The organism is Sphingomonas sp. AC411, assembly GCF_979253035.1.
In genome coordinates this window covers 1,763,612-1,785,091 of sequence record NZ_CEEDAQ010000001.1, presented here as the reverse complement: position 1 = coordinate 1,785,091, position 21,480 = coordinate 1,763,612, and the positions used below count along the sequence as shown (strand labels likewise).

The 21,480-nt window shown below is 65.5% G+C and carries 13 protein-coding genes and 3 pseudogenes; 9 read left to right on the top strand and 7 right to left on the bottom strand.

The window, feature by feature from the left end:
- Nucleotides 1–32: 32 nt before the first annotated feature.
- Both AC0IX7_RS09095 and AC0IX7_RS09090 read left to right on the top strand, forming a co-directional pair.
- Complete coding sequence (locus AC0IX7_RS09095) at nucleotides 33–1,115, top strand: hypothetical protein (RefSeq protein WP_471811480.1); 1,083 nt, start codon at nucleotides 33–35, stop codon at nucleotides 1,113–1,115.
- Entirely contained in the window at nucleotides 1,058–1,744 is a 687-nt protein-coding gene (locus tag AC0IX7_RS09090; RefSeq protein ID WP_471811478.1) for a methyl-accepting chemotaxis protein, read from the top strand. Before AC0IX7_RS09095 ends, AC0IX7_RS09090 begins: the two co-directional genes overlap by 58 nt.
- Nucleotides 1,745–1,811: 67 nt before the next feature.
- On the opposite strand, the gene AC0IX7_RS09085 is transcribed toward AC0IX7_RS09090, so the two are convergent.
- The gene (locus tag AC0IX7_RS09085) at nucleotides 1,812–2,606 is read right to left on the bottom strand and encodes a ThuA domain-containing protein (protein ID WP_471811476.1); all 795 of its coding nucleotides are present in this window, start codon (nucleotides 2,604–2,606) and stop codon (nucleotides 1,812–1,814) included.
- A gap of 215 nt (nucleotides 2,607–2,821) precedes the next feature.
- On the opposite strand from AC0IX7_RS09085, the gene AC0IX7_RS09080 reads away from it, so the two are divergent.
- Nucleotides 2,822–3,745 carry a 3-keto-disaccharide hydrolase gene (locus tag AC0IX7_RS09080; protein ID WP_471811474.1) on the top strand — a complete coding sequence of 308 codons (924 nt, stop codon included), beginning with the start codon at nucleotides 2,822–2,824 and terminating at the stop codon, nucleotides 3,743–3,745.
- Nucleotides 3,746–3,976: 231 nt separating this feature from the next.
- Here AC0IX7_RS09080 and AC0IX7_RS09075 read toward each other — a convergent pair whose 3' ends face one another.
- Nucleotides 3,977–5,554 carry a GH39 family glycosyl hydrolase gene (locus tag AC0IX7_RS09075; RefSeq protein ID WP_471811472.1) on the bottom strand — a complete coding sequence of 526 codons (1,578 nt, stop codon included), beginning with the start codon at nucleotides 5,552–5,554 and terminating at the stop codon, nucleotides 3,977–3,979.
- Between the two features lie 454 nt (nucleotides 5,555–6,008).
- Here AC0IX7_RS09075 and AC0IX7_RS09070 point away from each other — a divergent pair, with 454 nt between their 5' ends.
- Genes AC0IX7_RS09070 through AC0IX7_RS09045 form a run of 6 tightly spaced genes read left to right on the top strand, consistent with a single transcriptional unit; the run spans nucleotide 6,009 to nucleotide 14,514 of the window.
- Complete coding sequence (locus tag AC0IX7_RS09070; RefSeq protein WP_471811471.1) at nucleotides 6,009–7,148, top strand: TonB-dependent receptor plug domain-containing protein; 1,140 nt, start codon at nucleotides 6,009–6,011, stop codon at nucleotides 7,146–7,148.
- Nucleotides 7,149–7,200: 52 nt separating this feature from the next.
- Nucleotides 7,201–8,079: a hypothetical protein gene (locus tag AC0IX7_RS09065; protein WP_471811470.1), complete on the top strand. Its 879-nt coding sequence runs from the start codon at nucleotides 7,201–7,203 to the stop codon at nucleotides 8,077–8,079.
- Nucleotides 7,974–9,113 (top strand): TonB-dependent receptor domain-containing protein, encoded by a 1,140-nt coding sequence (locus tag AC0IX7_RS09060; RefSeq protein ID WP_471813813.1) that lies wholly within the window; start codon nucleotides 7,974–7,976, stop codon nucleotides 9,111–9,113. The genes AC0IX7_RS09065 and AC0IX7_RS09060 overlap by 106 nt, the downstream gene beginning before the upstream one ends.
- A gap of 54 nt (nucleotides 9,114–9,167) precedes the next feature.
- A complete protein-coding gene (locus AC0IX7_RS09055) occupies nucleotides 9,168–10,718 on the top strand; it encodes a tryptophan halogenase family protein (protein WP_471811469.1) in 1,551 nt (516 codons plus the stop codon).
- A complete protein-coding gene (locus AC0IX7_RS09050) occupies nucleotides 10,715–13,597 on the top strand; it encodes a tryptophan 7-halogenase (protein ID WP_471811467.1) in 2,883 nt (960 codons plus the stop codon). Before AC0IX7_RS09055 ends, AC0IX7_RS09050 begins: the two co-directional genes overlap by 4 nt.
- The gene (locus AC0IX7_RS09045; RefSeq protein WP_471811465.1) at nucleotides 13,570–14,514 is read left to right on the top strand and encodes a WD40/YVTN/BNR-like repeat-containing protein; all 945 of its coding nucleotides are present in this window, start codon (nucleotides 13,570–13,572) and stop codon (nucleotides 14,512–14,514) included. The genes AC0IX7_RS09050 and AC0IX7_RS09045 overlap by 28 nt, the downstream gene beginning before the upstream one ends.
- On the opposite strand, the pseudogene AC0IX7_RS09040 reads toward AC0IX7_RS09045, so the two are convergent.
- The 5 genes and pseudogenes from AC0IX7_RS09040 to AC0IX7_RS09020 form a co-directional block, all read right to left on the bottom strand.
- Nucleotides 14,506–16,136, bottom strand: a pseudogene (locus AC0IX7_RS09040) (alpha-L-fucosidase). The gene AC0IX7_RS09045 and the pseudogene AC0IX7_RS09040 overlap by 9 nt on opposite strands.
- Before the next feature lie 2 nt (nucleotides 16,137–16,138).
- Nucleotides 16,139–16,939, bottom strand: a complete 801-nt coding sequence (locus AC0IX7_RS09035) for a GDSL-type esterase/lipase family protein (protein ID WP_471811464.1) — start codon at nucleotides 16,937–16,939, stop codon at nucleotides 16,139–16,141.
- Nucleotides 16,936–19,233, bottom strand: a pseudogene (locus tag AC0IX7_RS09030) (glycoside hydrolase family 31 protein). Before AC0IX7_RS09030 ends, AC0IX7_RS09035 begins: the two are co-directional and overlap by 4 nt.
- A gap of 262 nt (nucleotides 19,234–19,495) precedes the next feature.
- Complete coding sequence (locus tag AC0IX7_RS09025; RefSeq protein ID WP_471811462.1) at nucleotides 19,496–19,654, bottom strand: Beta-galactosidase C-terminal domain; 159 nt, start codon at nucleotides 19,652–19,654, stop codon at nucleotides 19,496–19,498.
- Nucleotides 19,655–19,740: 86 nt separating this feature from the next.
- Nucleotides 19,741–21,352, bottom strand: a pseudogene (locus tag AC0IX7_RS09020) (beta-galactosidase); the annotation flags it as partial.
- Nucleotides 21,353–21,480: the final 128 nt, after the last annotated feature.

The window sequence follows — 21,480 nt, the reverse complement described above, 5'->3', positions numbered from 1 at the left end:
CACACCGCACGGCGAGATTATGGTCGCGGAGCATGGTTGCGCGGCTGATGGTGCCGGTTGCGATCATGCTCGGCCTGGTATGCGTGCTCGGCCTCATCGGGCTTGGCACGCGCAGCCGCGTCCAGACCGCGCGCGATGCCGCCAATTCGGGCCAGATCGTGCGGATCCACCTGATCGAACTCCGCTCGCTCAGCCGCTCGCTGCAACGCGACGCACTCAACCTGTTGCTCGAACGCGATCCGCGCGCACTGGGCGTGATCCACGGCAAATTCTCGACCCGGTCGCAGCAGATGCGGATGCAACTCGCCCAACTCGTCCGCGATCCGGGCGCCCGGCTGAGCCCGAACAGCCGCTATATCCGCAGCCAGGTCGTCGTTCTCGATCGACTGGCGATCGTCGCCGGCGAGGCGAGCCGGGGCAATCAGACCCATGCCTGGGCGGTCTTTCGCAGCGACGTGCGGCCCAACGAGCGGATCGCCTCGACGATCGCGGACACGCTGATCGCCGGGCAGGAGGCGGAAGTCGCGCACCTGTTCCGCCATGCGCACGACCTGGAGCGGCAGGAGGTGACGATCAGCGTCCTCGCCAGCATCCTCCTGTTCTCGCTGGCCGCCGCCGGTACCGTCGCGATCGTCCAGCGCACGATCGTCCGGCCGCTGCTCGACATCGAGCGAACGATGGCGGTGATCGCGGGGGCAACGCGGATGGCCGCACTCCGCATGGCAACCGGCGCGACGAGATCGGCCGGATGTCGCGCGCGATCGAAGTGTTTCGCGCATCGGTCGTCGAACGCGCCCGGCTCGAAGCCGAAAACGCCCGGCAGCGGATGGCGGAGGTCGCGCGCGACCGCCAGATCGAGTCCGCGCGCCGCATCACCGAGGATGCCGAGGCCGAACGCAATCGGATCGTCCGGCAGGCCGCGACCGCGCTCGAGGACGAGATCGCCGACGTGCTCGCGGCCCTGCGCGGTTCGGCCACGCAGCTGTCGGCGACCTCGGGTCAGCTCGAAGATCATTCCACCGGTGCGACGCGCGAACTGGGCGACGTCGGCGTCGCGGTGCGGCGTGCGATCGACGGCGCGACCGACATCGCGGCGGCCACGACCCAGTTCATGAACGCGATCCGCCAGTCGAGCGACAGCACGCGGCGGACTGCCGATCTCAGCGCGCAGGCGGCCGACCGCGCCGCCGACCTCGCCACCGCGATGATCGGTGTCCAGGACGACGCGCGCGCGATCGGCGCGATCGTCGGGCTGATCGGCACGATCGCCGCGCGGACCAAGCTGCTTGCGCTGAACGCGGCGATCGAGGCGGCGCGGGTCGGCGAGGCGGGCAGGGGGTTCGCGGTCGTCGCGGGCGAAGTGAAGATGCTCGCCACGCAGACCGCGGAGGCGACCGGCGCGATCGCCGATCAGATCGCCGGCATGCAACGCGGCACCGAAGCCGCGTGCGCCGGACTGCTGCATATCCGGTCGATGGTCGAGGACATGGCGCGCGGCGCCGACGATCTCGCCTCCAGCATCGGCGAACAGGCGCAGAGCGGCGAGACGATCAATCGCAACGTCGCCGGTGCCGCGACCGATCTCGCCCTGATCGGTCGCCTCGTCAGCGACGTCTCGGTCGCGACCCGCGGCGCGGCGGGGATGGCGTCGCAGGTCCGCAACGATTCCCGGCGGGTCGAGGACGGCGCGTCTTCGATCGACGATGCGCTGTCACGTTTCTTCGGCCAGCTTCACACGGCATGAGCGGGGCGGAGTTGGAGGGTGATCGTAGTATCTCAGCGGGTCAGTTGCCTGTCTGTCCGGTCGCGCTTTACCGGTTTCCCGCCCAGCGGATCGCATTGACGAGAATGCGCCGATAGTTCGGATCGTCATAGGCCTCCGGCGCATGGCCCAGCGCGGAATAGACGACGCGGCCTTTCGTCGTGGGATTGATCCAGATGACGGGGTGGTCACCCATCGCCAGTTTCGCACCGGGACGATAGCTGCCCTCGTCGATCCGCGCGAGCACGGTCATCCCGCGCGCAGCCGGATTGGCGTCGAACGAATACCATTCATCCACCGGCGACCAGGGCAGCGTGACGCCAGCCACGATCGGATGGTTCGGTCGATCGACGATGACCCGCGCGGGTTGGAACTGATCGCCCCCGCCCGGATGGCCGATGAACTTGGTGCCGATCACCGTGTCGCTATACCAGGAGTCGGTGTGACTATCGTCGCCTGCGGCATGCAGGGCCACCACGCCGCCGCCCCGCGCCACGAAGCGGGCGAATGCAGCGCGTTGATCTCGCGTCAGGAAATCGCCGCTGGCACTGTTCAGCACGACGACGGAAAAATGCCGCAAATATTCGTCGTTGAAGACCGCCGCATTCTCGGTGGCGAAGCTCGCACGGCCCAGGCCCTTCGCGATATCGGCAAGCACGATGTTCGAGTGCGGAATATGCTCGATGTGTCGCCAGCCATTGGTCTTCGAAACGATCAGGACCGCGTCGTGCAACCCCTTGGGAAGCGCGGGGGCGACGGTGTCGTAGGTGGCCTTCGGCAGATGCGGATTGGGCGCCGCCTGCGCCATCGTTAACAGTGCGACCAGCGCTAACATCTTGTGCATCGTGCAATCTCCCGCCCGACCATTAGCCCAAATGGCGGGACGGCGCGAGCAAGCACCCGCGAAAGTGCCAGCCGGAGTGAAATCGCTGCGAGCGCGATAATCACCGGAGCGTGCATAGACGGACGTTCAACTGGTATCGATAACACGCTAGGCTATGGCTAATCGCTGGTCGAGCGATGGTTGCGAGGCGAATGTCTATGTGGTTTGATCGAGCAATGGTGGCCCTTCTGGTGCTGTCCGCCCCCGCGACCGCGCAGACGTCCAAGGACCGGGCCCGCGCCATTGCGGGCGCGCCGGCGACCACGCCGCAGCGCCTCACGCTGACGGACATACCGGTGCCGACCGGCAAGCCGACCGCGCTGTTCGACGGGCACAGCCTGAAGGGCTGGGCGCCCTGGCTGGGCTATGCCGACCCTTCGATCACGTACAAGTCCGACCCGAGCACGCCGCCGATCGGTACCAGCCGGGACACCAGCGGCGATTTCGCCGTGCGCTCCGTGGACGGTGCGCCCGCGATCTGGGTGAAGGGCAAGACCTGGGGCAGTCTGGTCAACCAGGCCGACCTGCGCGACTATCACCTGCGGTTGCAGTTCAAATGGGGCGCCAAGACCTGGGCGCCGCGCGTCACGCTGCCTCGCAACAACGGCCTGCTGTATCATACGCACGGTGCAGCCGGCGAAGTCTTCGGCACGTGGCGTCCGTCGGTCGAGTTCGAGATCATGACCGGATCGACCGGCATGGTCGTCGCGGTGGGCGGCAAGCTGCGTGGGCGCACCAGCGTGACGTTCGATCCGTCACTGGTCGAACCCCATCTTCGTTTCCGCGTCGGGGGACGCGAAATCGACATCGTCAACGGCACGCCGACCTGGAACGTCGAGGCCGCCACCGACGCCGAGCGCCCGATCGGCGAATGGAACACGCTCGACCTGTATGTCGTCGGCGATCGCGCGGTGCACGTCGTCAACGGCGTACCGGTTGCCGAAGTGCATGACCTGGCGACGATCGCGCCCGACGGCACGCGGCGCCCACTGACGCACGGCCATATTCAGCTTCAGTCGGAAGGCGCCGAGACGTGGTTCCGGGCGATCACGGTCGAGCCGATCAAAACGCTTCCAAAGATCGTCGTTCGCGACAAGTAAGTTCAAGCGGTTGGCAGGACCTTCGTCTTGGCCGCCGCGGTGAAAACGCTATTTTTAGAAGCGGCTGTGACTCCGGCGTAGGGTGCGTGTCCCGGCAAGCCGCGCTTGCAACGCCGCTCGCGCGAGGCCGTCCTGGGTCGCCGCGGCACCCAGGACGAAAGCGTGCATTTCTGCGCTCGCCGCATGACGGTTTCCGACCACCGGCATGGAGGCTGCGCCCTCCGAGTATGATCACCGGCGGCGTAGTTCGACCATCACCACGTCTTGCTCGCGCATCGGGAGAGTCAGGCGATACGGCTTTCCCGCTGGTACATCGATGGTGCTGATCACCGGCGCGTCGGTCGTAGCATTTTGCAGGCGTTGCAGTTGCTCGTCGGTCAATTTCGCCGGACGGCCCATTTCCAGATAGGTGGAATACGCATCGTTCTGTTTAAATCCGGTACGCCGTACCCGTAGCTGGTATGATCCGGGCTTCAGACCGGCGAGGTTGAGCGTGAGCGGCGTTGTCTGGGCGGGTGGACGGACCTTGGTAAAGAACGGCCGGTTGCTGACGGGCTGGTTTGGCAGCATCTCGCGCCAAGCCAACACTTGCAGCGTTCCGTCCTTCAATGCCGCGATGCTTTGTTCGTCCGCGGTGGGCAGTTCGCGATCGCCCAGGTCTGCAAGGTATTTGTAGGCGAACCATGCGGCCTTTCGCACGCCTTGCGGGGTCATCAGCCCGAAGCCGCCTTCGAATGGTCGGGTCTGCGGACCGGGTTCCTCGAACAGGTCGCTATACGTCCAATAGCTCATGCCCTGCGCCAGTCCTTCGGTCCGGCGAAGTTTGGACAGGATATACGCCGCGCTGAGATAGTCGTCATGGATCGGGTCGCGGGGATTGTAGCTGGTGCTCCATTCGGTGAAGAACAGCGGGAGCCCGGACCGGCCGGCGGCCTCGATCTCGCCACGCACCTTGCGAACGTCCTGGACCACGGCGTCCGGATTGCGCGACAGCTTGTTATCGCCTTCGCCCTTCTCGTCGAGAAAGCCGCCCTCCACGCCGTACGTATGCGTCGTGACGAAATCGACCGGAACGCTGTTCTTCTTGGCGTAAGCGAGGAATTCGGGAACCCATGCAGCGCCGGCCGTCGAGGGACCGCCGACCCGCAACTGCGGATCGATCGCCTTGATGGTTCGCGCCGTGCGGCCATAGTACTCGAAATAGGCCTGTTGGTCGGCCTTCTCCCAAAACCCGTCCAGATTGGGCTCGTTCCAGAATTCGAAATACCAGCTGCGTACCTCCTGCGCGCCGTATCGCGACACCGCGTGGCGCACGAAGGCATCCACCAATGCCGTCCATTTGTCCGCCTGGGGATGGGAGGTATTACCCTTCCAATAGAAGATCGTCTGATCGGATTGCTTCATCGCGTCGGGCGTGAAGCCGAGTTCTACGAACGGCTTGAGACCCATGCCGAGAAGCTGGTCATATAAATAGTCTATACGACGCCAATCATAGACGGGTTTGCCGCCGACTTCGCGATAGACCCCTAGCTGGTCGGCAAATATGTTGTGAAAACGAATATAGCGGAAATTCAATTCCCGCTGGGCGATGCGCAGTTGCGCCAAACTGTCGTCGCGAATGAGCGTGCCGGGATAGTCGGAACCGATCGACTGCTGTGCCATTCGATTTCGCGGCTTTGTCTCGCCGCGAACATCTATCGTAATAGGGCGCGCAGCGGCAGATTGCGCCACCGCTGTTGTTGGAATGGCGCCTGCGAAAGTAAAGCAGGTCGTTAAGGCAATTGCGCGGAGTGCGCTCCGGAAATGCATGCTGCGTATCCCCTTTTTCACCACCGCTGTAAAATGATAGCCCTACCAGCACAACCGCGCCCCGGCCTTGCCTACCAGCGCTCTGCGGCGAAGCGCGCGTTCGGCTATGCTATGCAACTGTACGTCCGGCTTGGCGGCGGATGATCCAATGCTCAACGCCGTTAGGACAGTTATGCTGACTGAACGATGGTGATGCACGGCAATCATGACGATAAATTAATGAGGAAAACCGGGTCTAGGTGACTATCGGCAAGTACTTCTCGTTCTCTGTTTTCACCGCCGTATTGCTCCGGTCGGAGCCGACGCAGTCGCGGCACGCCGAATGGGACAGCTGAAAAAATCAATTGTCCTATAAAAATGGTAAGGGTAACAGAGGCGCGAAGCAGCACTCTGATAAGGTGCGTTTCTGCAGAATGCGGCGCTCCGAGACGCGGCGCGACAAGGGGGATATGTGATGAATATGGCTAATCTTAATTTCGATCATCGTCGCAAGGCTGCGGTCGCGATGCGGGCAGGCGTTTCGCTGGTAGCGTTGCTTGCCGCTGGCGTGAGCGGGAATGCGTGGGCGCAAGCCGAGACGCAGGCGATATCGCCCGACACGACCCAGGCCGCAGCGCCGGGACAGGGCGCTGGCGAACCTGAAGCCGACCAGACGGGCGGCGATATCGTCGTCACCGGCCGTCGTGCCGCGCTCGAAGCCGCCGACGAGCGGAAGCGTCGCAGCGAGACCATCGTCGACTCGGTCGTCGCAGACGACGCAGGCAAGCTGCCCGACAACTCGATCACCGAAGTCCTGCAGCGCGTCTCGGGCGTGTCGATCGTGCGATTTGCGGCACTGGGCGACCCCGATCACTATTCCGTGCAGGGCTCCGGCGTGCAGGTGCGCGGCCTGACCGGCGTGGCGTCGCGGCTGAACGGTCGCGAGATCTTCAGCGCGAACAATGGCCGCGCGATCCTGTGGAGCGACGTTACGCCCGAGCTGATGGCGGCGGTGGACGTCTACAAGGCATCGACCGCCGACCTGATCGAGGGCGGCACCGGCGGCCAGATCGACCTGCGCACCAAGATGCCGTTCGACTTCAACGGCAAGTTCCATGTCGCCGCGACCGGCGAGCTGAGCATGGGCGACATGGCGAACAAGGCTGATCCGATGGGGTCGGTGCTGGTGACCGATTCGTTCGACACGCCGATCGGCCGCATCGGCCTGCTCGCCGACGTCGCCTACAGCCAGTTCAGTTCGCTATCGCAGTTCATCCGCGTCAGCCCCTATTTCAAGACGGCGCTCAGCGACGGCAGCAGCAAATACGTTCCGAGCGGCTTCGCGTATGGCGACGAGGCGTTTCAGTACAGGCGCTACGGCATCTATGGTGCGGCGCAGTGGCAGCCGACCGACTCGCTGACCTTCACCGGCAGCTTCTTCCAGTCGCGCTACAAGAGCCAGTCGAGCGATTACGGCACGCAGCTCGATTCTGCAGACGCTGGCGGTCGATCCCGCGAGCAGCACGTTCGACAGCAACGGCCTGCTGACCAGCACGAGCGCGCTGTTCAACCGCGATACGGGCACGTTCGCGCCGACGGGCGGGTCGGTCAATAGCAGCGGCAACAAGGGGTATGTCGAGAGCAACACGCGAACGCGCGATTATTCGTTGTCGTTCGCCTGGACACCCGTCGACAGCCATCTGTCGCTGAAGGGCTCGCTGCAACGCGTCGATTCACGTCAGATCTACGACCGCCTCGACATCTTCCGCGATATCGGATTCGGCCAGAGCTTCGGCCTGGACCTGCGCGACGACCTGCCGCAGATCTCGGTCAATCCCGCCACCCAGGCGTCGTTCGCCGATCCGGCTAACTATTTCTGGACGGCGTCGATGCCGCACAACGAACGCAACAAGGGGCGGCTGGACGCCGGGCAGTTCGACGCCGAATATACGTTCGACAACAGCTTCTTCCGGTCGGTCAAGGTCGGCGGCCGCTACGCCAAGCGGACCGAGCGCGATCTGTCGAACGGCTATAACTGGAGCGCGCTCGGCCGCGGCTGGAACGGCGATCCGCAGCTGACCTATGCGAACGCCGCACCGGGCGATGTCGCCAACCACGCGTTCAAGGACTTCTTCCGCGGCGAGACGACGCTTCCGGGCAATCTGATGTTCGCATCGGAGAGTCTGGCGTCGCGATTCAACGTCAATCGCACCGGATTGGTGACGGCACCGCCGGCCGGCTTCTGCACCGGTCGCGAGTTCGACTGTTCGGCCTCGGGTCCTCTGCCGGTTACCGGCTATGGTGGCCAGTTCAACCCGGACGGCACGCTGGCGATCCGCCAGCCGGGCTTTATCCTGCCGGGCGACCAGGTCGACAACCGTACCGTGAACACCGCGGGCTATGCGCTGGTACGGTTCGGACCGCAGGGGACGCGCGCGGCATCTCGGGTAACGTCGGCGTGCGCGTCGTGCATGTCGAGAACGAGGGCAGCGGGTTCATCCAGCAGAATGGCGGGACCGTCTTCATCCGCAACGGCGCTCAGGTGACGCTTGCGAACACTTTCCTCGCGCGCGGCGGCAAGGCGGACTTCACGCGCGTCCTGCCATCGATCAACCTCGAATATGCGCCGACGGACAAGATCAAGGTGCGCGGCGGCTACAACATCACGATGGATCTGCCGACCTTCAACGCGTTGCGCGCCTCGGGTTCGATCGGCGTGGCGACGACGCCCAGCCAGACTCCCGGCGGGATCGGGACGTTCAACAACTTTACGGCGGACACCGGCAATCCGTTGCTGAAGCCGACGCTGTCGAACAATTTCGACGTTTCGCTCGAATATTACGGGCGTGCGGGCACGTCGTTCCACATCGCACCGTTCTACAAGCGGCTGACCAATCTGCCGATCTATGCGCTGACGACCCGCCAGGTAACCGTCCAGTTCACCGATGGAACGACCGAGAACGTCGCCGCGTCGGCCACCGACTATAGCAACTCGACCAAGGCGGCGAACGTCAAGGGTGTCGAGGTCGGCGGGCGCTTCTTCTTCGACATGCTGCCGGGCGCGCTTGCCGGGATCGGGTTCGAGGGCAACTACACGTTCATCAAGAGCAGCAACCCGGGCGACGTCTACCGCGATATCACTGGTGCGGTCAGGAACGACGCGCCTCTGGTCGGTCTGTCGAAGCACAATCTGAACGCGACCCTGCTCTACGAGCGCAATCCGATCTCGCTGCGGATCGCGTACTCGTGGCGCTCGCGGTATCTGCTGTCGACGAACAGCAACGGCACGAACGGCACGTACACCTATTACAGTGCGCCGGGCGTCGTCGACAATCAGAATGGCGGCCCCGATGCCTCCACCCAGATCGCGCTGCCGATCTATGGCGGGAACTACGGATCGGTCGATGCCGGCGTCCGCTTCAAGGTGAACGACCAGTTCTCGTTCGGCGTGCAGGGTACCAACCTGACCGCCGCGACGCAGCGGACGCTGATGGGTGGCTATCCCGGCGGCAAGCTGGTCGGGCGTAGCTGGTTCCAGGCCGATCGTCGTATCAGCACTGGTATCAACCTCGCCTTCTGACGATGATGCGCCGCTCGTCGACACTGGGTCGGCGAGCGGCGAAGCGAGGCTGTGATGACCAAGCGGATATTGATCGTGGGCGGCGGCACCGCCGGGTGGCTGACGGCGGGCTATCTCGCCAAGCGGCTCGGCGCGGACCTTCCGGGCGGCGTCGCGATCACGCTCGTCGAATCGCGCGACATCGGGATCCTCGGTGTCGGCGAGGGGACGTTCCCGACGATCCGGCGGACGTTGGCGACGATCGGGATCGACGAGGCCGACCTGATCCGGCGCTGCGGCGCGACGTTCAAGCAGGGCGCCAAGTTCGTACACTGGCGCCACGGGCCGGGGCAGGGCGCGACCGATCATTATTCGCACCCGTTCCAGGTCGCCGACGCAAGCGACGGCCTCGACCTGCTGCCCTATTGGCTGCTGGGGCACGGCGGCACGGAGAATTGGGACGAGGTCTCCAATCCGCAGAAGAAGGCTGCGGACCGGCACCGTGCGCCCAAATTGCCGACGAACCCCGATTATGTCGGGCCGTTGAACTACGCCTTCCATTTCGATGCGATTGCGCTGGCAGGGCTGTTGCGCGAGCAGGGCGTGAAGAACGGCGTCCGGCACCTGACCGACACCGTGAGCGAGGTGTTGCTCGACGCCGACGGTGGGATCGGCGGCGTGCGCACCGAGCGGAACGGGATGGTCGACGCCGACCTCTATATCGACTGCACGGGCTTTCGCGCCGAACTGATCGGCAAGGCGATGAAGATCCTGTTCCGCTCGTGCCGCGACGTGCTGTTCTGCAACCGCGCGATCGCCGCACAGATGCCCTACACGCGGCCTGACGAACCGATCGCGTCCTATACAATTTCGACTGCGCAGGAGGCGGGCTGGATCTGGGATATCGGTCTCGATCGTCGGCGGGGCATCGGCCATGTCTATTCGTCCGATCACAGCGACGACGAGGCCGCGGAGCGCGTATTGCGCGGCTATCTGGGTGCGGCCGGCGAGAAGGCCGACGTGCGCCACTTCAAGTTCGAGGCCGGCTACCGCGAGGTCAACTGGTACAAGAACTGCGTCGCGGTCGGGCTGTCGAGCGGGTTCTTCGAGCCACTCGAGGCGACCGGTATAGCGTTTGCCGAAGTGTCGGCGGGCATGATCGCCAACCTGTTCCCCTGGGGCGGCGATTACGAGACGTCCGCACGCCAGTTCAACGCGAACATGCTGCGCCGCTACGAGCGCGCGCTCGATTTCATCAAGCTGCATTATTGCATCTCGGAACGGCGCGACACCGCGTTCTGGCGCGATAACGTGGCTGACGCATCGGTGCCGGACCGCCTGCTGGAGATGCTCGATCGTTGGCGGTTCCGGGCCCCCAACGAGCTCGACATCGACGGTCAGGTCGACATCTTCACCGAGGCGAGCTGGCAATATGTCCTGTACGGGATGGGCTGGAAGACCGACCTGAGCGCCAAGGCAGGCGCGCTGCGCTACGTCGACGATGCACGCCGAGCGTTCGCCGAGGTGCAGCGCCAGGCGCGCTATGCGATCGCCAACCTCCCGTCGAACCGCGATCTGGTCGACTATGCGCAGGCGCATAGCTTCGGCGCGCGGGCCGCGGCGTGACGGACGGACAGCCGGGCAGGGTAACCAGGGTCGTCATCGTCGGTGGTGGCACGGCCGGGTGGATGACCGCGGCGGCACTGTCCCGGCTGGTGCCGAGCGGCGTTTCGGTGACGCTGGTCGAATCCGAGGAGATCGGCACCGTCGGCGTCGGCGAGGCGACGATCCCGTCGCTACTCGATTACAACCGCATGCTGGGGATCGACGAGGATGCGTTCGTCCGCGCGACCGGCGCGACGTTCAAGCTGGGGATCGAGTTCCGCGACTGGACGCGGGCCGGCGACTCCTATCTGCATCCGTTCGGCACGCATGGGCGCGATATCGACGGCGTATCGTTCCACCAGCTCTGGCTGCGTCAGGCTGCTTTGGGCCAGGCCGATCTGAGCCCGATCGGCGATTATTGCCTGTCGGCGGTAGCGGCGCGACGCGGGCGGTTCACGCGGCCAAGCGCAAATCCCCAATCTGTCCTGTCGACGCTGTTCTACGCGTTTCATTTCGACGCCGCTCTGTATGCGCGGTTCCTGCGCGATCTCAGCGAGCGGGACGGCGTGTTGCGCGTCGAGGGGCGCGTGACCGCGGTCGACCGGAATGGCGAAACGGGGTTCATCGAGGCGGTGCGGCTCGAAGGGGACCGTCGCATCGAGGGCGAACTGTTTATCGACTGCAGTGGTTTTCGGTCGCTTTTGCTGGGGGACGCGCTGGGGGTTCCGTTCACGAGCTGGAAGCAGTGGCTGCCGTGCGACCGGGCCTGGGCGGTGCCGAGCGAGCGGCAGGGGCCACCGCCGCCCTATACGCGGGCGACCGCCGACACCGCCGGGTGGCGCTGGCGTATTCCGCTCCAGCACCGGGTCGGCAACGGCTATGTCTATTCCAGCGCGCATATCGATGACGAGGATGCGAAGCAGGCGCTGTTGGCGGGGCTTGAGGGCAGGGCGCTGGGCGAGCCCCGCCAGTTGCGTTTCGAGGCGGGTCGGCGCGATCGGCTATGGGATCGGAACTGCGTCGCGATCGGGTTGTCCGGCGGTTTCCTCGAACCGCTCGAATCGACGAGCATCCACCTGATCCAATCGGGGATCACGCGACTGATGAGCCTGTTCCCCGACCTGGGGTTCGGCACGGCCGAGATCGACGAATATGACCGCGTCATGCTGCGCGATTACGAGCAGGTGCGCGACTTCATCATCCTGCACTATCATGCGACCGAGCGATCGGACTCCGCGTTCTGGGATCATTGCCGGACCATGTCGCTGCCGGCGTCGCTGTCGGCCAAGCTGGCGCTGTGGTCGGGCAAGGCGCGCGTGTTCCGCGAGCAGGGGAATTGTTCACCCCGACGGCTGGATCGCGGTGTTGCTCGGCCAGGGCATCCGCCCGGCGTCGTTCGATCCGCTCGCTGCCGCGTTGCCGCCCGAGGAGACCGCGCGGTTCATGGCGCATGTGCGGGAGATGATCGACAAGACCGCGGCGGCGATGCCGCGACACGAGGATTTCATTACCCAGCACTGCGCTGCGCCGCTACGTCGATCCGCATGATCGGTACATGGCGCACAGGCGTAGCGCGCGCGACGTCGGGCAAGCGGCGGGGCGTCGTCGCGATAACCGCAATGCTGCTGGGGTCGCTGGCGGTTCAGGGCTCGGCTCGGCCGCAGGACGCCGTGCGATATCGCTGGACCAACGTGAAGGTGGGGGCGGGCGGCTATGCGCCCAATATCGTCTTCAGCCCGGCCGAGCGCGGCCTCGCGTATCTGCGGACCGATATGGGCGGCGCCTATCGATGGGATGATGGGGACCGGCGCTGGATACCGCTGCAGGACGGCAACGCGACGTCGAGCTACATGGGGATCGAGAGCATCGCGCCCGATCCGCGGGACCCCGACATCGTCTACATGGCCGCCGGCATGAACGCCGCGCAGCCTGCGGCGATCCTGCGATCGGCGGATCGCGGCCGGACGTGGCGGACCACGCCGGTGCCGTTCGCGATGGGCGGCAACGAGGATGGTCGCGGGCTCGGCGAGCGGCTCGCGATCGACCCCAACCAGACGCGACGGTTGTTCTTCGGCTCGCGCCATGACGGGCTGTGGCGAAGCGAGGATGCGGGCGCGACCTGGGTCAAGGTGACCACTTTCCCGGTAGCCGGACTAGGGCGCCCCGCATTCCGAAAAACGCATGGCGGCGTCGCCTTCGTCGCGATCGATCCGACGAGCGGGGGCGATCGCGCGGGCGAGGGCAAACCGTCCCGCCGGATATGGGCGGGCGTCGCCGATCCGGGCGCGACGCATCTCTACCGCTCGGACGACGGTGGCGAGACATGGGACGCGGTTTCGGGTCCGGCGCTGCTGGCCGCCAAGGGTGTGATCGATCGACGTGGCGTGCTGTGGGTCGGCTATGCGAGCGGCCTCGGGCCGAGCGGCATCAAGACGGGCGCTGTATGGCGCTACGAACCCGGTGGACGCGGTCGCGACGTAACACCGCGCGCCTGGCGCGAGACCGGCGCGGAGGGTGCATTCCTCGGTGTCGCGGTATCGCCGATGGCGCCGGGGACCGTCGCGGTGACGACGGTCGACCGCTATCTGCAGGGGATTCGCTCTGGATCAGCCGCAACGACGGCCGCATTTGGGACGACGTGGGTCCGCGCAGCCACCGCGACGTATCGAAGACCCCGTTTCTCCTGCATGAGGGCAAGGGTGCCGATTTCGGACACTGGATCTCCGGGCTGGCCATCGACCCCTTCGATCCGACGCACGTCGCCTACACGACCGGCGCGACGGTCTATGCAACCCGCGCGTTACGGGCCAGCGGCGGCGTGGATTGGGTCCCCTGGAGCGACGGTATCGAACAGACTGCGATCATCACGCTGGTGTCGCCGACCGGCGGCGCGCCGTTGATCTCAGGGTTCGGCGACCTCTCCGGCTTCGTTCACGACGATCTCGATCGCTCGCCGCGTCCGACCTTCGTCAATCCCTACATGTCGAACACCAATGCGATCGACTATGCGGGGCTGGCCCCGAACGTGATCGTGCGCAGCGGCAGCTTGTACCTCGACCGGCCCCGACAGGCATCCATGGGGCGCTCCGAGGATGGCGGTCGCACGTGGTCCGAGATCGTCTTGCCGCCGATGGGCAACCCGCCGAAACGCGAGGACCTGAACGGTGATTGGCCGATCACGGTGTCGGCGGACGGCACGACGATGGTGGTGGCCACGCCGGTTCCCCAGGTCTCGCGCGATCGCGGGCGTAGCTGGTCGGTCGTGCGCGGCCTGCCGGGCAAGACCCGCGCGGTAGCCGACAAGCGCGATCCGCGCGTCTTCTATGCCGTCGACGTCGAGCAGGGCCGGGTTCTTGTATCCCGCGATGCAGCCGCCAGTTTCGCCCCCGTCGCTGGCCGAGGTCTGCCGGATGATCTCGCTCCAGCAGGCCGGCAGGGCCGCGAGGCGCAAAGTTCGCTGCTCGTATCCCCGGATCGCACCGGCACGCTGTGGTTGCAGGCGGGCATGCGACTGTTTCGCAGTACCGACGGCGGCATGACCTTCGCGCCTGCCAGCGGCGAGTTGCACGTCGAACTCTTCGGTCTCGGCCGGAACGGCGTGTTTGCCGTCGGTACGCTCGGCGGCATCCGGGGAGTGTGGCGCTCGGTCGACACGGGACGGAACTGGGCGCGGATCGACGACGATGCGCATCGCTGGGGCGGGCGCTACCGCGTCGTCTCCGGCGATCCGCGACGGGAGGGCCGCGTCTATCTCGGTACGGACGGACGAGGCCTGTTCTACGGCGATCCTGCGAATACGCTGTCCCCGCTAAACTAGGCCGCGACCTTCGATCTTGAGGACGGGGACGAAGCCGTTGCCGGGGTTCGCGGGCATCGTCAGGTGCAGGCCGCGCGCATCGCGGCGATGCGCCACGCTGCTGCCGCCGAGCACCGTCACGCGCTCGACCACCCCGTCGGCAAAGCGGTTGCGTCCCAGGGCATCAATCGTCACCTCGCCCTGCGGCCAACCGAGGAACAGCGCGTAGAGTGCGCCCTTGTTGGTGGTGAAGCGCACGTCGCGCGGTGTGAACACGCCCGACGACTGCTCGTTCTGCATGCCGGCCTGCAGCTTGGTCGGGCCTTCGCCGTAGATCCGCCATGGCCGCGAGCCGAAGATCGCCTCGTCGTTGACGGCGATCCAGCGGCTCATGCCGTCGAGGATCTTTTCCTCTTCGCCATCGATCGAACCGTCGCCGGGCTGCGGGATCGAGAGCAGCAGATTGCCGTTCTTCGACACGACATCGGCGAGCCGCTGGATGACCTGCTCGGCGGTCTTGTAGCTTTTATCGTTGAGCCTGGCGACGTTGTAGAACCAGTCGCCGATACACGTGTCGGTCTGCCACGGCTCGTCCCATAGGTGGTCGGTGAAGCCGCGCTCGACGTCCTGCACAAGGCCGAACCGCGCATAGGGCTTCAACTGCTTGGCGGTCAGCACGACGTCGATCTTGCCGTGCCACGCGATCGAGCGGTTGTAGTAATCCGCGGCTGCCTGCAGCCCGATCGGCCCGAACGGCAGTTCGTAATCGTCGAAATAGCAGAAGTCGGGCTTGTACTTGTCGATCAGGTCGGTCTGCCGCAGCAGCCATTTCGCGGCGTAGCCCGGATCGTTCGGCGGCGGCGTCTCGATCCACTGGCCGTCGTTCGCGTCGTGCCATGCGTTCATCGCCGCGATCGTGTCGATGCCATTGGGCAGGACCGCGTGTGCGCCGGTGTAGAGCTGTTGCGGATCGAGGCCGTCCCACCATTTGCCGTGGCCATCGGCAGCGCGGGTTTGAACGCGTCGTATCGCTGCCCCTTCAGCGGCCCGGTCGGATCATAGCCATAGGCGGTCTGATACCAGTGCCAGCTATGCGCGGCGTGGTTCGAGACGCCGAACTTCAGCCCGGCTTTCCGCGCCGCCTTTTCCCAGATGCCGACGACATCGCGCTTCGGCCCGACGCGGAGCGAATTCCACGCGTGATAGCGGCTGTCGTAGCAGTCGAGATTGTCGTGATGATTGGCGAGCGAGACGAAGTATTTCGCCCCGGCCTTGGCATAGCGGGCGATCAGCGCGTCGGGATCCCAGCGCTCCGCGGTCCAGCGGTTCATCACCTCCATCATCCCGGTCTTGGTCGGATGGCCATAGGTCTTGAGGTGATGTTCGTATGCGGGGTGCCCTTGCATGTACATGAAGCGGCCGTACCAGTCGCCTTGCTCGGGCACCGACTGCGGGCCCCAATGCGACCACAGGCCGAGCTTCGCGTCACGGAACCACTCGGGGTAGCGATAGTGATCGACCAGCGATTGCCAGGTCGGTTGCACCGGACCGCGCGCCAGCCCCATCGGGCTCTGCGCGAGTGCGTGCGTCGCGGGACCGAGCGCGGCGATCCCGGCGAGAACCGAACGGCGGCTGAGATCGATACTCACTTGGCGGCGACGGTTCGGCGGATCGCGGCGAGGGCCAGCGGGCGCATCACCGCATAGCCGGCGGGAGTCGGGTGGACGCCGTCGCTCGCCAGCCCCGGCTTCATCGCGCCCTCGGCCGTGGCGAGGGCGGTGTAATATCGACATAGGTGAAGCCGTTCTTCGCCGCATAGGCCTTCAGCCAGCTGATTGAGCGCGCGGATCTGCGGCACGGGCTGCTTGTCCTTGCTCCACGGGAAGGCGGCGGCGGGCGGGGTCGAGGCGAGGATGACCTTGATGCCGTTCGCGCGCGCCAGGTCGGCCATGCTGGCGATGTTGCCCTGGACGATCTCCATCGTCGAGGCGCCGGTGTTGCCGGCGATGTCGTTGGTGCCCGCCATGATGTGGACCGCGCGCGGTTTCAGCGCGATCACGTCCTCGCGGAAGCGCACCAGCATCTGCGGCGTGGTCTGCCCGCTGATCCCGCGATCGACCAGTCCGCCGGTGAACAGCCCGGCGTCCGCACCGATCCAGTTGTCGGTGATCGAATCGCCCATGAAGACCACGCGGACCGGGGCGCGCGACGCCTTCAGCTGTTCGTTCTGCGCACGATAGCGGCACAGCTGGCCGAAATCGCGCGTGAGCACGTGCAGCTTCCACGTTTCCCACCCGGCACCGTCGGTCGGGGACGGATGGGTGGGGCAGGGCGCCGCGACGATCCCGACCGGATCGCCGGCATAAGGATCGCCCGGGACGTTGGTCTGCGCAGTCGCTGGCAAGGCGACCAGCGACAGTGCGGCGACGGCGATACCGCGGATCACTTCGGAGCCACGATCTGGACCAGCGATGCGGCGTCCTGCCCGGTCGGCAACTTGCCAGACGCGGTCAGGCGGCGGGTCTTGTCGTCCCAGCGCAGCATCGCCTTGCGACCGCCCTTGGTCCGATAGTCGTTGGTCACGCCGTCATCGTCGTACAGCGCGAAACTTGCATCCGCGCCCGGGTAGACCCGGATGCTCTCCAGCGCCTGCGCCGTCGCGGTGCTCGGCACCTGGACGCCCATCGGGATGATCGACCCGGCGCGCACGAACAGCGGGATCTTGTCGATCGGCGCATTCGCGGTGACCGTCTGTCCGCCGGTGAAGCGCTGGTTGGTCCAGTAATCATACCAGTCGGCCCCGGCCGGCAGATAGACCTGGCGACTGGTCTTGCCCTGTTCGGTGACGGGCGCGACCAGGAAGGCGGGGCCGAACATATATTCGTCGCCCATGTCGGCGACATTGGGATCGTTCGGGAAGTCCATGAACAACGCGCGCATCATCGGCGCATTGCTCTCATAGGTGTGGCGACCGAGCGAGTAGATGTACGGCATCAGCGAATAGCGCAGCTTCAGGAAGTTCGCGAGAACCGGCTCGGCCGCCGTGCCATATTCCCAGAGCGCGGTGGCGGGGCGCTGACCGTGGATGCGCAAGGTCGGCGTGAACACGCTGTACCCGAACCAGCGCGTGAACAGCTCGGGATAATCCGCGTAATCGGGCGCCATCGCGGTCGCGCCCGCCGGATCGAGCAGCACCGGACGCGTCGCCTTCGGCCCGTTCGGCCATTGCCAGCCGCCGATGTCACTGCCCCAATAGGCCATGCCGCTTGCGGTGAAGCCGAGCCCGGCCGGCACTTGTCGTTGAAGCGCCTCCCAGGTCGACTTGATGTCCGACGACCAGAACAGCCCGCCGTTGCGCTGGGCGCCGAGATAGGCGGCGCGCGACAGGATCAGGTTGCGCATGGTGGGACGATCCTTCGCCGACCCGTCCGCCACGCTCATGGTGTGGAGCAGCGGGAAGACATTGCGATAGCGGTCGCCGGAGCCGATCGAATAGAAGTTGCCGTCGGGCACCAGATCCGGCTCGGTCTCGTCGAGCCAGAACCAGTCGAAGCCCTGGCTGGCGATATTGTCGCGGATCCGCTCCCAGAACCACTGACGCGCATCGGGGTTGGTGCTGTCGAGCAACGCGCCCGCGCGATCGGACCGGATCGGCAGGCCGTCGACGACGTTACCGTCCTTGTCCGTCAGGAACCAGCCCTTGCTCGACAGCAGGTCGAAATACCGCGATTCCTTTTCGAAGCGCGGCCAGACGCTGATGATCGAACGCATCCCCATCGACTTGAGTTTGTCGTTCATGCCCTTGGGATCGGGGAAATACTTCCGGTCGATGTCGAGCTGACCCATGCGCGACCAGTAGAACCAGTCGAGCACCATGATATCGAGCGGGAGACCCCGGCTGCGATACCCTCGGCGATACCGAGCAATTCCTTGTCGGTCTCGTACCGCGCCTTGCTCTGGATGAGGCCGAAGGCGGCCTTGGGCGGCAGCGGCGTAGTGCCGGTCAGCGTCGCGTAGCCGGCATAGATCTCGTCCGTGGTGGCGCCCGTGATCACGAAGAACGACACGCGCTCGCCGACCTCCGACTGCCAGTGCGTCGAACTGTGCAGGCCGGGGAAACGATCGTCGCGGACGGATTGTCCCAGACGATGCCATAGCCCTTGTTGGTGACCATGAAGGGTACGCAGACCGTCTCGCCCGCCGGCGCGTCGTAATTGTGGCGGCAGTCGATCGTGCGGCCGCGCAGGTCGAGTTTGCCTTCCTGGTTCTGGCCGAGCCCATAATAATGCTCGTCGGCGGGCGAGGCGAAGCTGGCCCCGACGCGAAACGTCTTCTCGCCGTTGACGGTGTGCGGCGCCATTTCCCACCCGGTCATCTGCGTCAGCATCGTGCCGTCCGGCTTGCGGATCGTCACCGACACGGGTGGCAGCGACGGCGCGAAATAGCGCTCCATCTGTGTTGGGGCCTTGGGCCAGGGCTTCGCGTCGACCGACAGCGACAGCGCCGCGGACGCGAAGACATCGGCGCCCGCGTCGTTACGATGCGTCCAGCCGGCGGCATCGGGCTTGGCGTTGGGGCCGTCGCCCGGGGCGCGTCGACCTGTCCGCGGTCAGTCGCGATCGTCACGCGGACGATGTTGGGGGCATAGGCCTCGACCGAGACGAGGCTGCCGTTGCGATCGACCGTCGCGATCGGTGCGGCGATTGCGGCTGAGCCGAGCGTCGCCAGCGATACGCCCATGGCCAGCCGCGCGACCAGCCGCGACGACCAGCCCAGTCGCGCCGTGATGCGGGACCGGTCGAGCGACTGCACAACGATATCGGCTGGGAAACTGTGCATCGAAATCCTCTCCACGGGCTTATGCCCTTACGGTAACGCTATCTTGGGCGAAGCGATAATTTTGTCGTATAATTTCAGACAGGGCATGCCGGTCAACCGTATTCGTGTTCAGGCAACACGAAAATCAGCAATCTGGTCGCCCCCAATCTGGTCGCCCCTGGCCTCACCGTAGCAGCGCCACGCCGTACGGCGGAAGGTCGACCCGGTCGGTATAGGCTTTGCCCGTCAGCGTATCGTGTTGTTCGCCTGCGAGGGTGACGCGGGCTGGCGCAGCGTTCGTGTTGACGTACAGCGTCCGTCCGTCGACGACGCGCGCGACCACCCCGGCGGGGTGACCGGGCCACGCTCAATCCCGAGTTCGGCGTAGAGCGAGCGGACCAGCGGATCGAGAAAGGCTGCTTGCGCGGCGGTCGCGAGGTAGATCGCGCTGCCCTTGCCGAAGCGGTTGACGGTGATCGCCGGGCTTGGCTTGGGCGTGTTGGTGAACATCGCCAGCGGTTTGGCTGTGCTTGGTTCGAGCACTTCGTAATAGGGATCGCTACCAGTCTGCTCCTTGCCGCCGAACATGACCTTCAGCGGCTGCTCGGCGCGGTAGAATTCGTTGGTCCGCACGCCGAACACATCGGTCAGCCGGCCGGGCAGGGGCGTCTCGAACCATTTGCCGGTTTCGTCGACCTTGGCGGAATAGCCGGTCATGATCACCGTCCCGCCGTTCGCGACATAGCGCCGCACCGCCTCGGCGGTTTCCTTGTCCATCATGTACGCGCTGGGCAGGATCACGAGCTTGTAGCGGTCGATCGCGTCGTGGCCGATGTCGATCACCGCGGTGTCGATATTGTCGGCGAACAGCGGGGCGAGCGCGGCCTTGGCCTGATCGGGGTAGTTGGTCTTGAAATATTCCTGCATCGTGTTCGGCCCCGGCGGGGGCGAGGTCAGCCAGTTGGTCTGGAACGAATAGGCGATCGCCACCTCGGGCGTGCGATAGCGCGGGAAGCCCATCGACTTCAGCTTGGCGAATTCGCTGGCGATCTGGCCGAACTCGCCGACCTTCCACGACGGGCGACCGTCATGGTCGACAAGCCCGAACAGCCCCTGTTCCTCGCCACCGCTATGCGAGTTGAAGGTCCAGGCGAGGAAGGTCTGCGCGTAGTAGATCAGCCCGAAATAGGCCCACATCCGCGATCGGCCCGGCGTGCCGTAATGGCCCCCGCCGCCCGCGGTGAACTCGTTCAGCCACATCGGCGTATCGTGTCCGGCGCGGTTGCGCGACACGTCGAGCGCCGCGCCGAGCGGCTCGCCCGGATAGAAGCCCTGGCCGCCATAGGTCGAGACCTTGTCCCACGAGCGAAGGTAATTGAACCCCTTGGTCCAGGCGTCGGGCCAGAAATTCGACGCGACGGGCAGGTTGGGCGCATATTGTTTCCGCACCCCTTCGAGGTCGGTGAGCGCGCCGACCGTGTCATCCGACCAGAAGCGGCGAAGATCGAGATTGCGCTCGTTCGGCCCCGGGCCATTGCCATAGGGCAGGTCGACCTCGTCCCAGCTGTTGATCCGGCGCGACCAGCGCTGCGTCGCCCAGGCGGTGTTGAGGGCGGCGATCGTCCCGTATTTCTTCTGCAGCCAGCCGACGAAGCGTTGTCGGTCCGCCGGCGAATACGACATCTGGCCGTTGCCGATCTCGTTGGTATAGCCGACCGCGATCACCGCGGGGTTATGGGCGTAACGCTTGAGCATCTGCTCGGCGAGCCGCCGGACGAGGCGGCGATAATCGGGATCGCTGATATTGTCCCAATAGCGCGTCGCCGCATTGCGCCGGACACCGTCCTGGGTGACGATAGTGTTTGTGCAGCCAAGTCGGGGCGGGCTGGCCGGGAATGTCGAGCAGCACCTTGATCCCGGCGGCATGCATCTGGTCGAGAATCGCGTCGAACCATTCGAAGGTGAAATGGCCTTCTTGCGGCTCGAACGAATCCCAGGACAGGTCGCCCATCCGGACCATGGTGAACCCGGCCTTCTTCATGATCGCGATGTCCTGGCGGACCTGCTCGGGCGAACGGTCGATCGGCTGATAGCAGGCGCCGACGAACAGATCGCCGCGGCCGGGCCAGTCGGGATGCCCGACGGCACTCTGCGCCTGCGCTGGAACGA

What these genes read in the sequence shown, in the direction of transcription:
- AC0IX7_RS09070 (WP_471811471.1), top strand. Translation starts at nt 6,009, where the DNA reads ATGAATATGGCTAATCTTAATTTCGATCATCGTCGCAAGGCTGCGGTC.
- AC0IX7_RS09080 (WP_471811474.1), top strand. Translation starts at nt 2,822, where the DNA reads ATGGTGGCCCTTCTGGTGCTGTCCGCCCCCGCGACCGCGCAGACGTCC.
- AC0IX7_RS09055 (WP_471811469.1), top strand. Translation starts at nt 9,168, where the DNA reads ATGACCAAGCGGATATTGATCGTGGGCGGCGGCACCGCCGGGTGGCTG.
- AC0IX7_RS09095 (WP_471811480.1), top strand. Translation starts at nt 33, where the DNA reads ATGGTTGCGCGGCTGATGGTGCCGGTTGCGATCATGCTCGGCCTGGTA.
- AC0IX7_RS09085 (WP_471811476.1), bottom strand. Translation starts at nt 2,606, where the DNA reads ATGCACAAGATGTTAGCGCTGGTCGCACTGTTAACGATGGCGCAGGCG.
- AC0IX7_RS09075 (WP_471811472.1), bottom strand. Translation starts at nt 5,554, where the DNA reads ATGCATTTCCGGAGCGCACTCCGCGCAATTGCCTTAACGACCTGCTTT.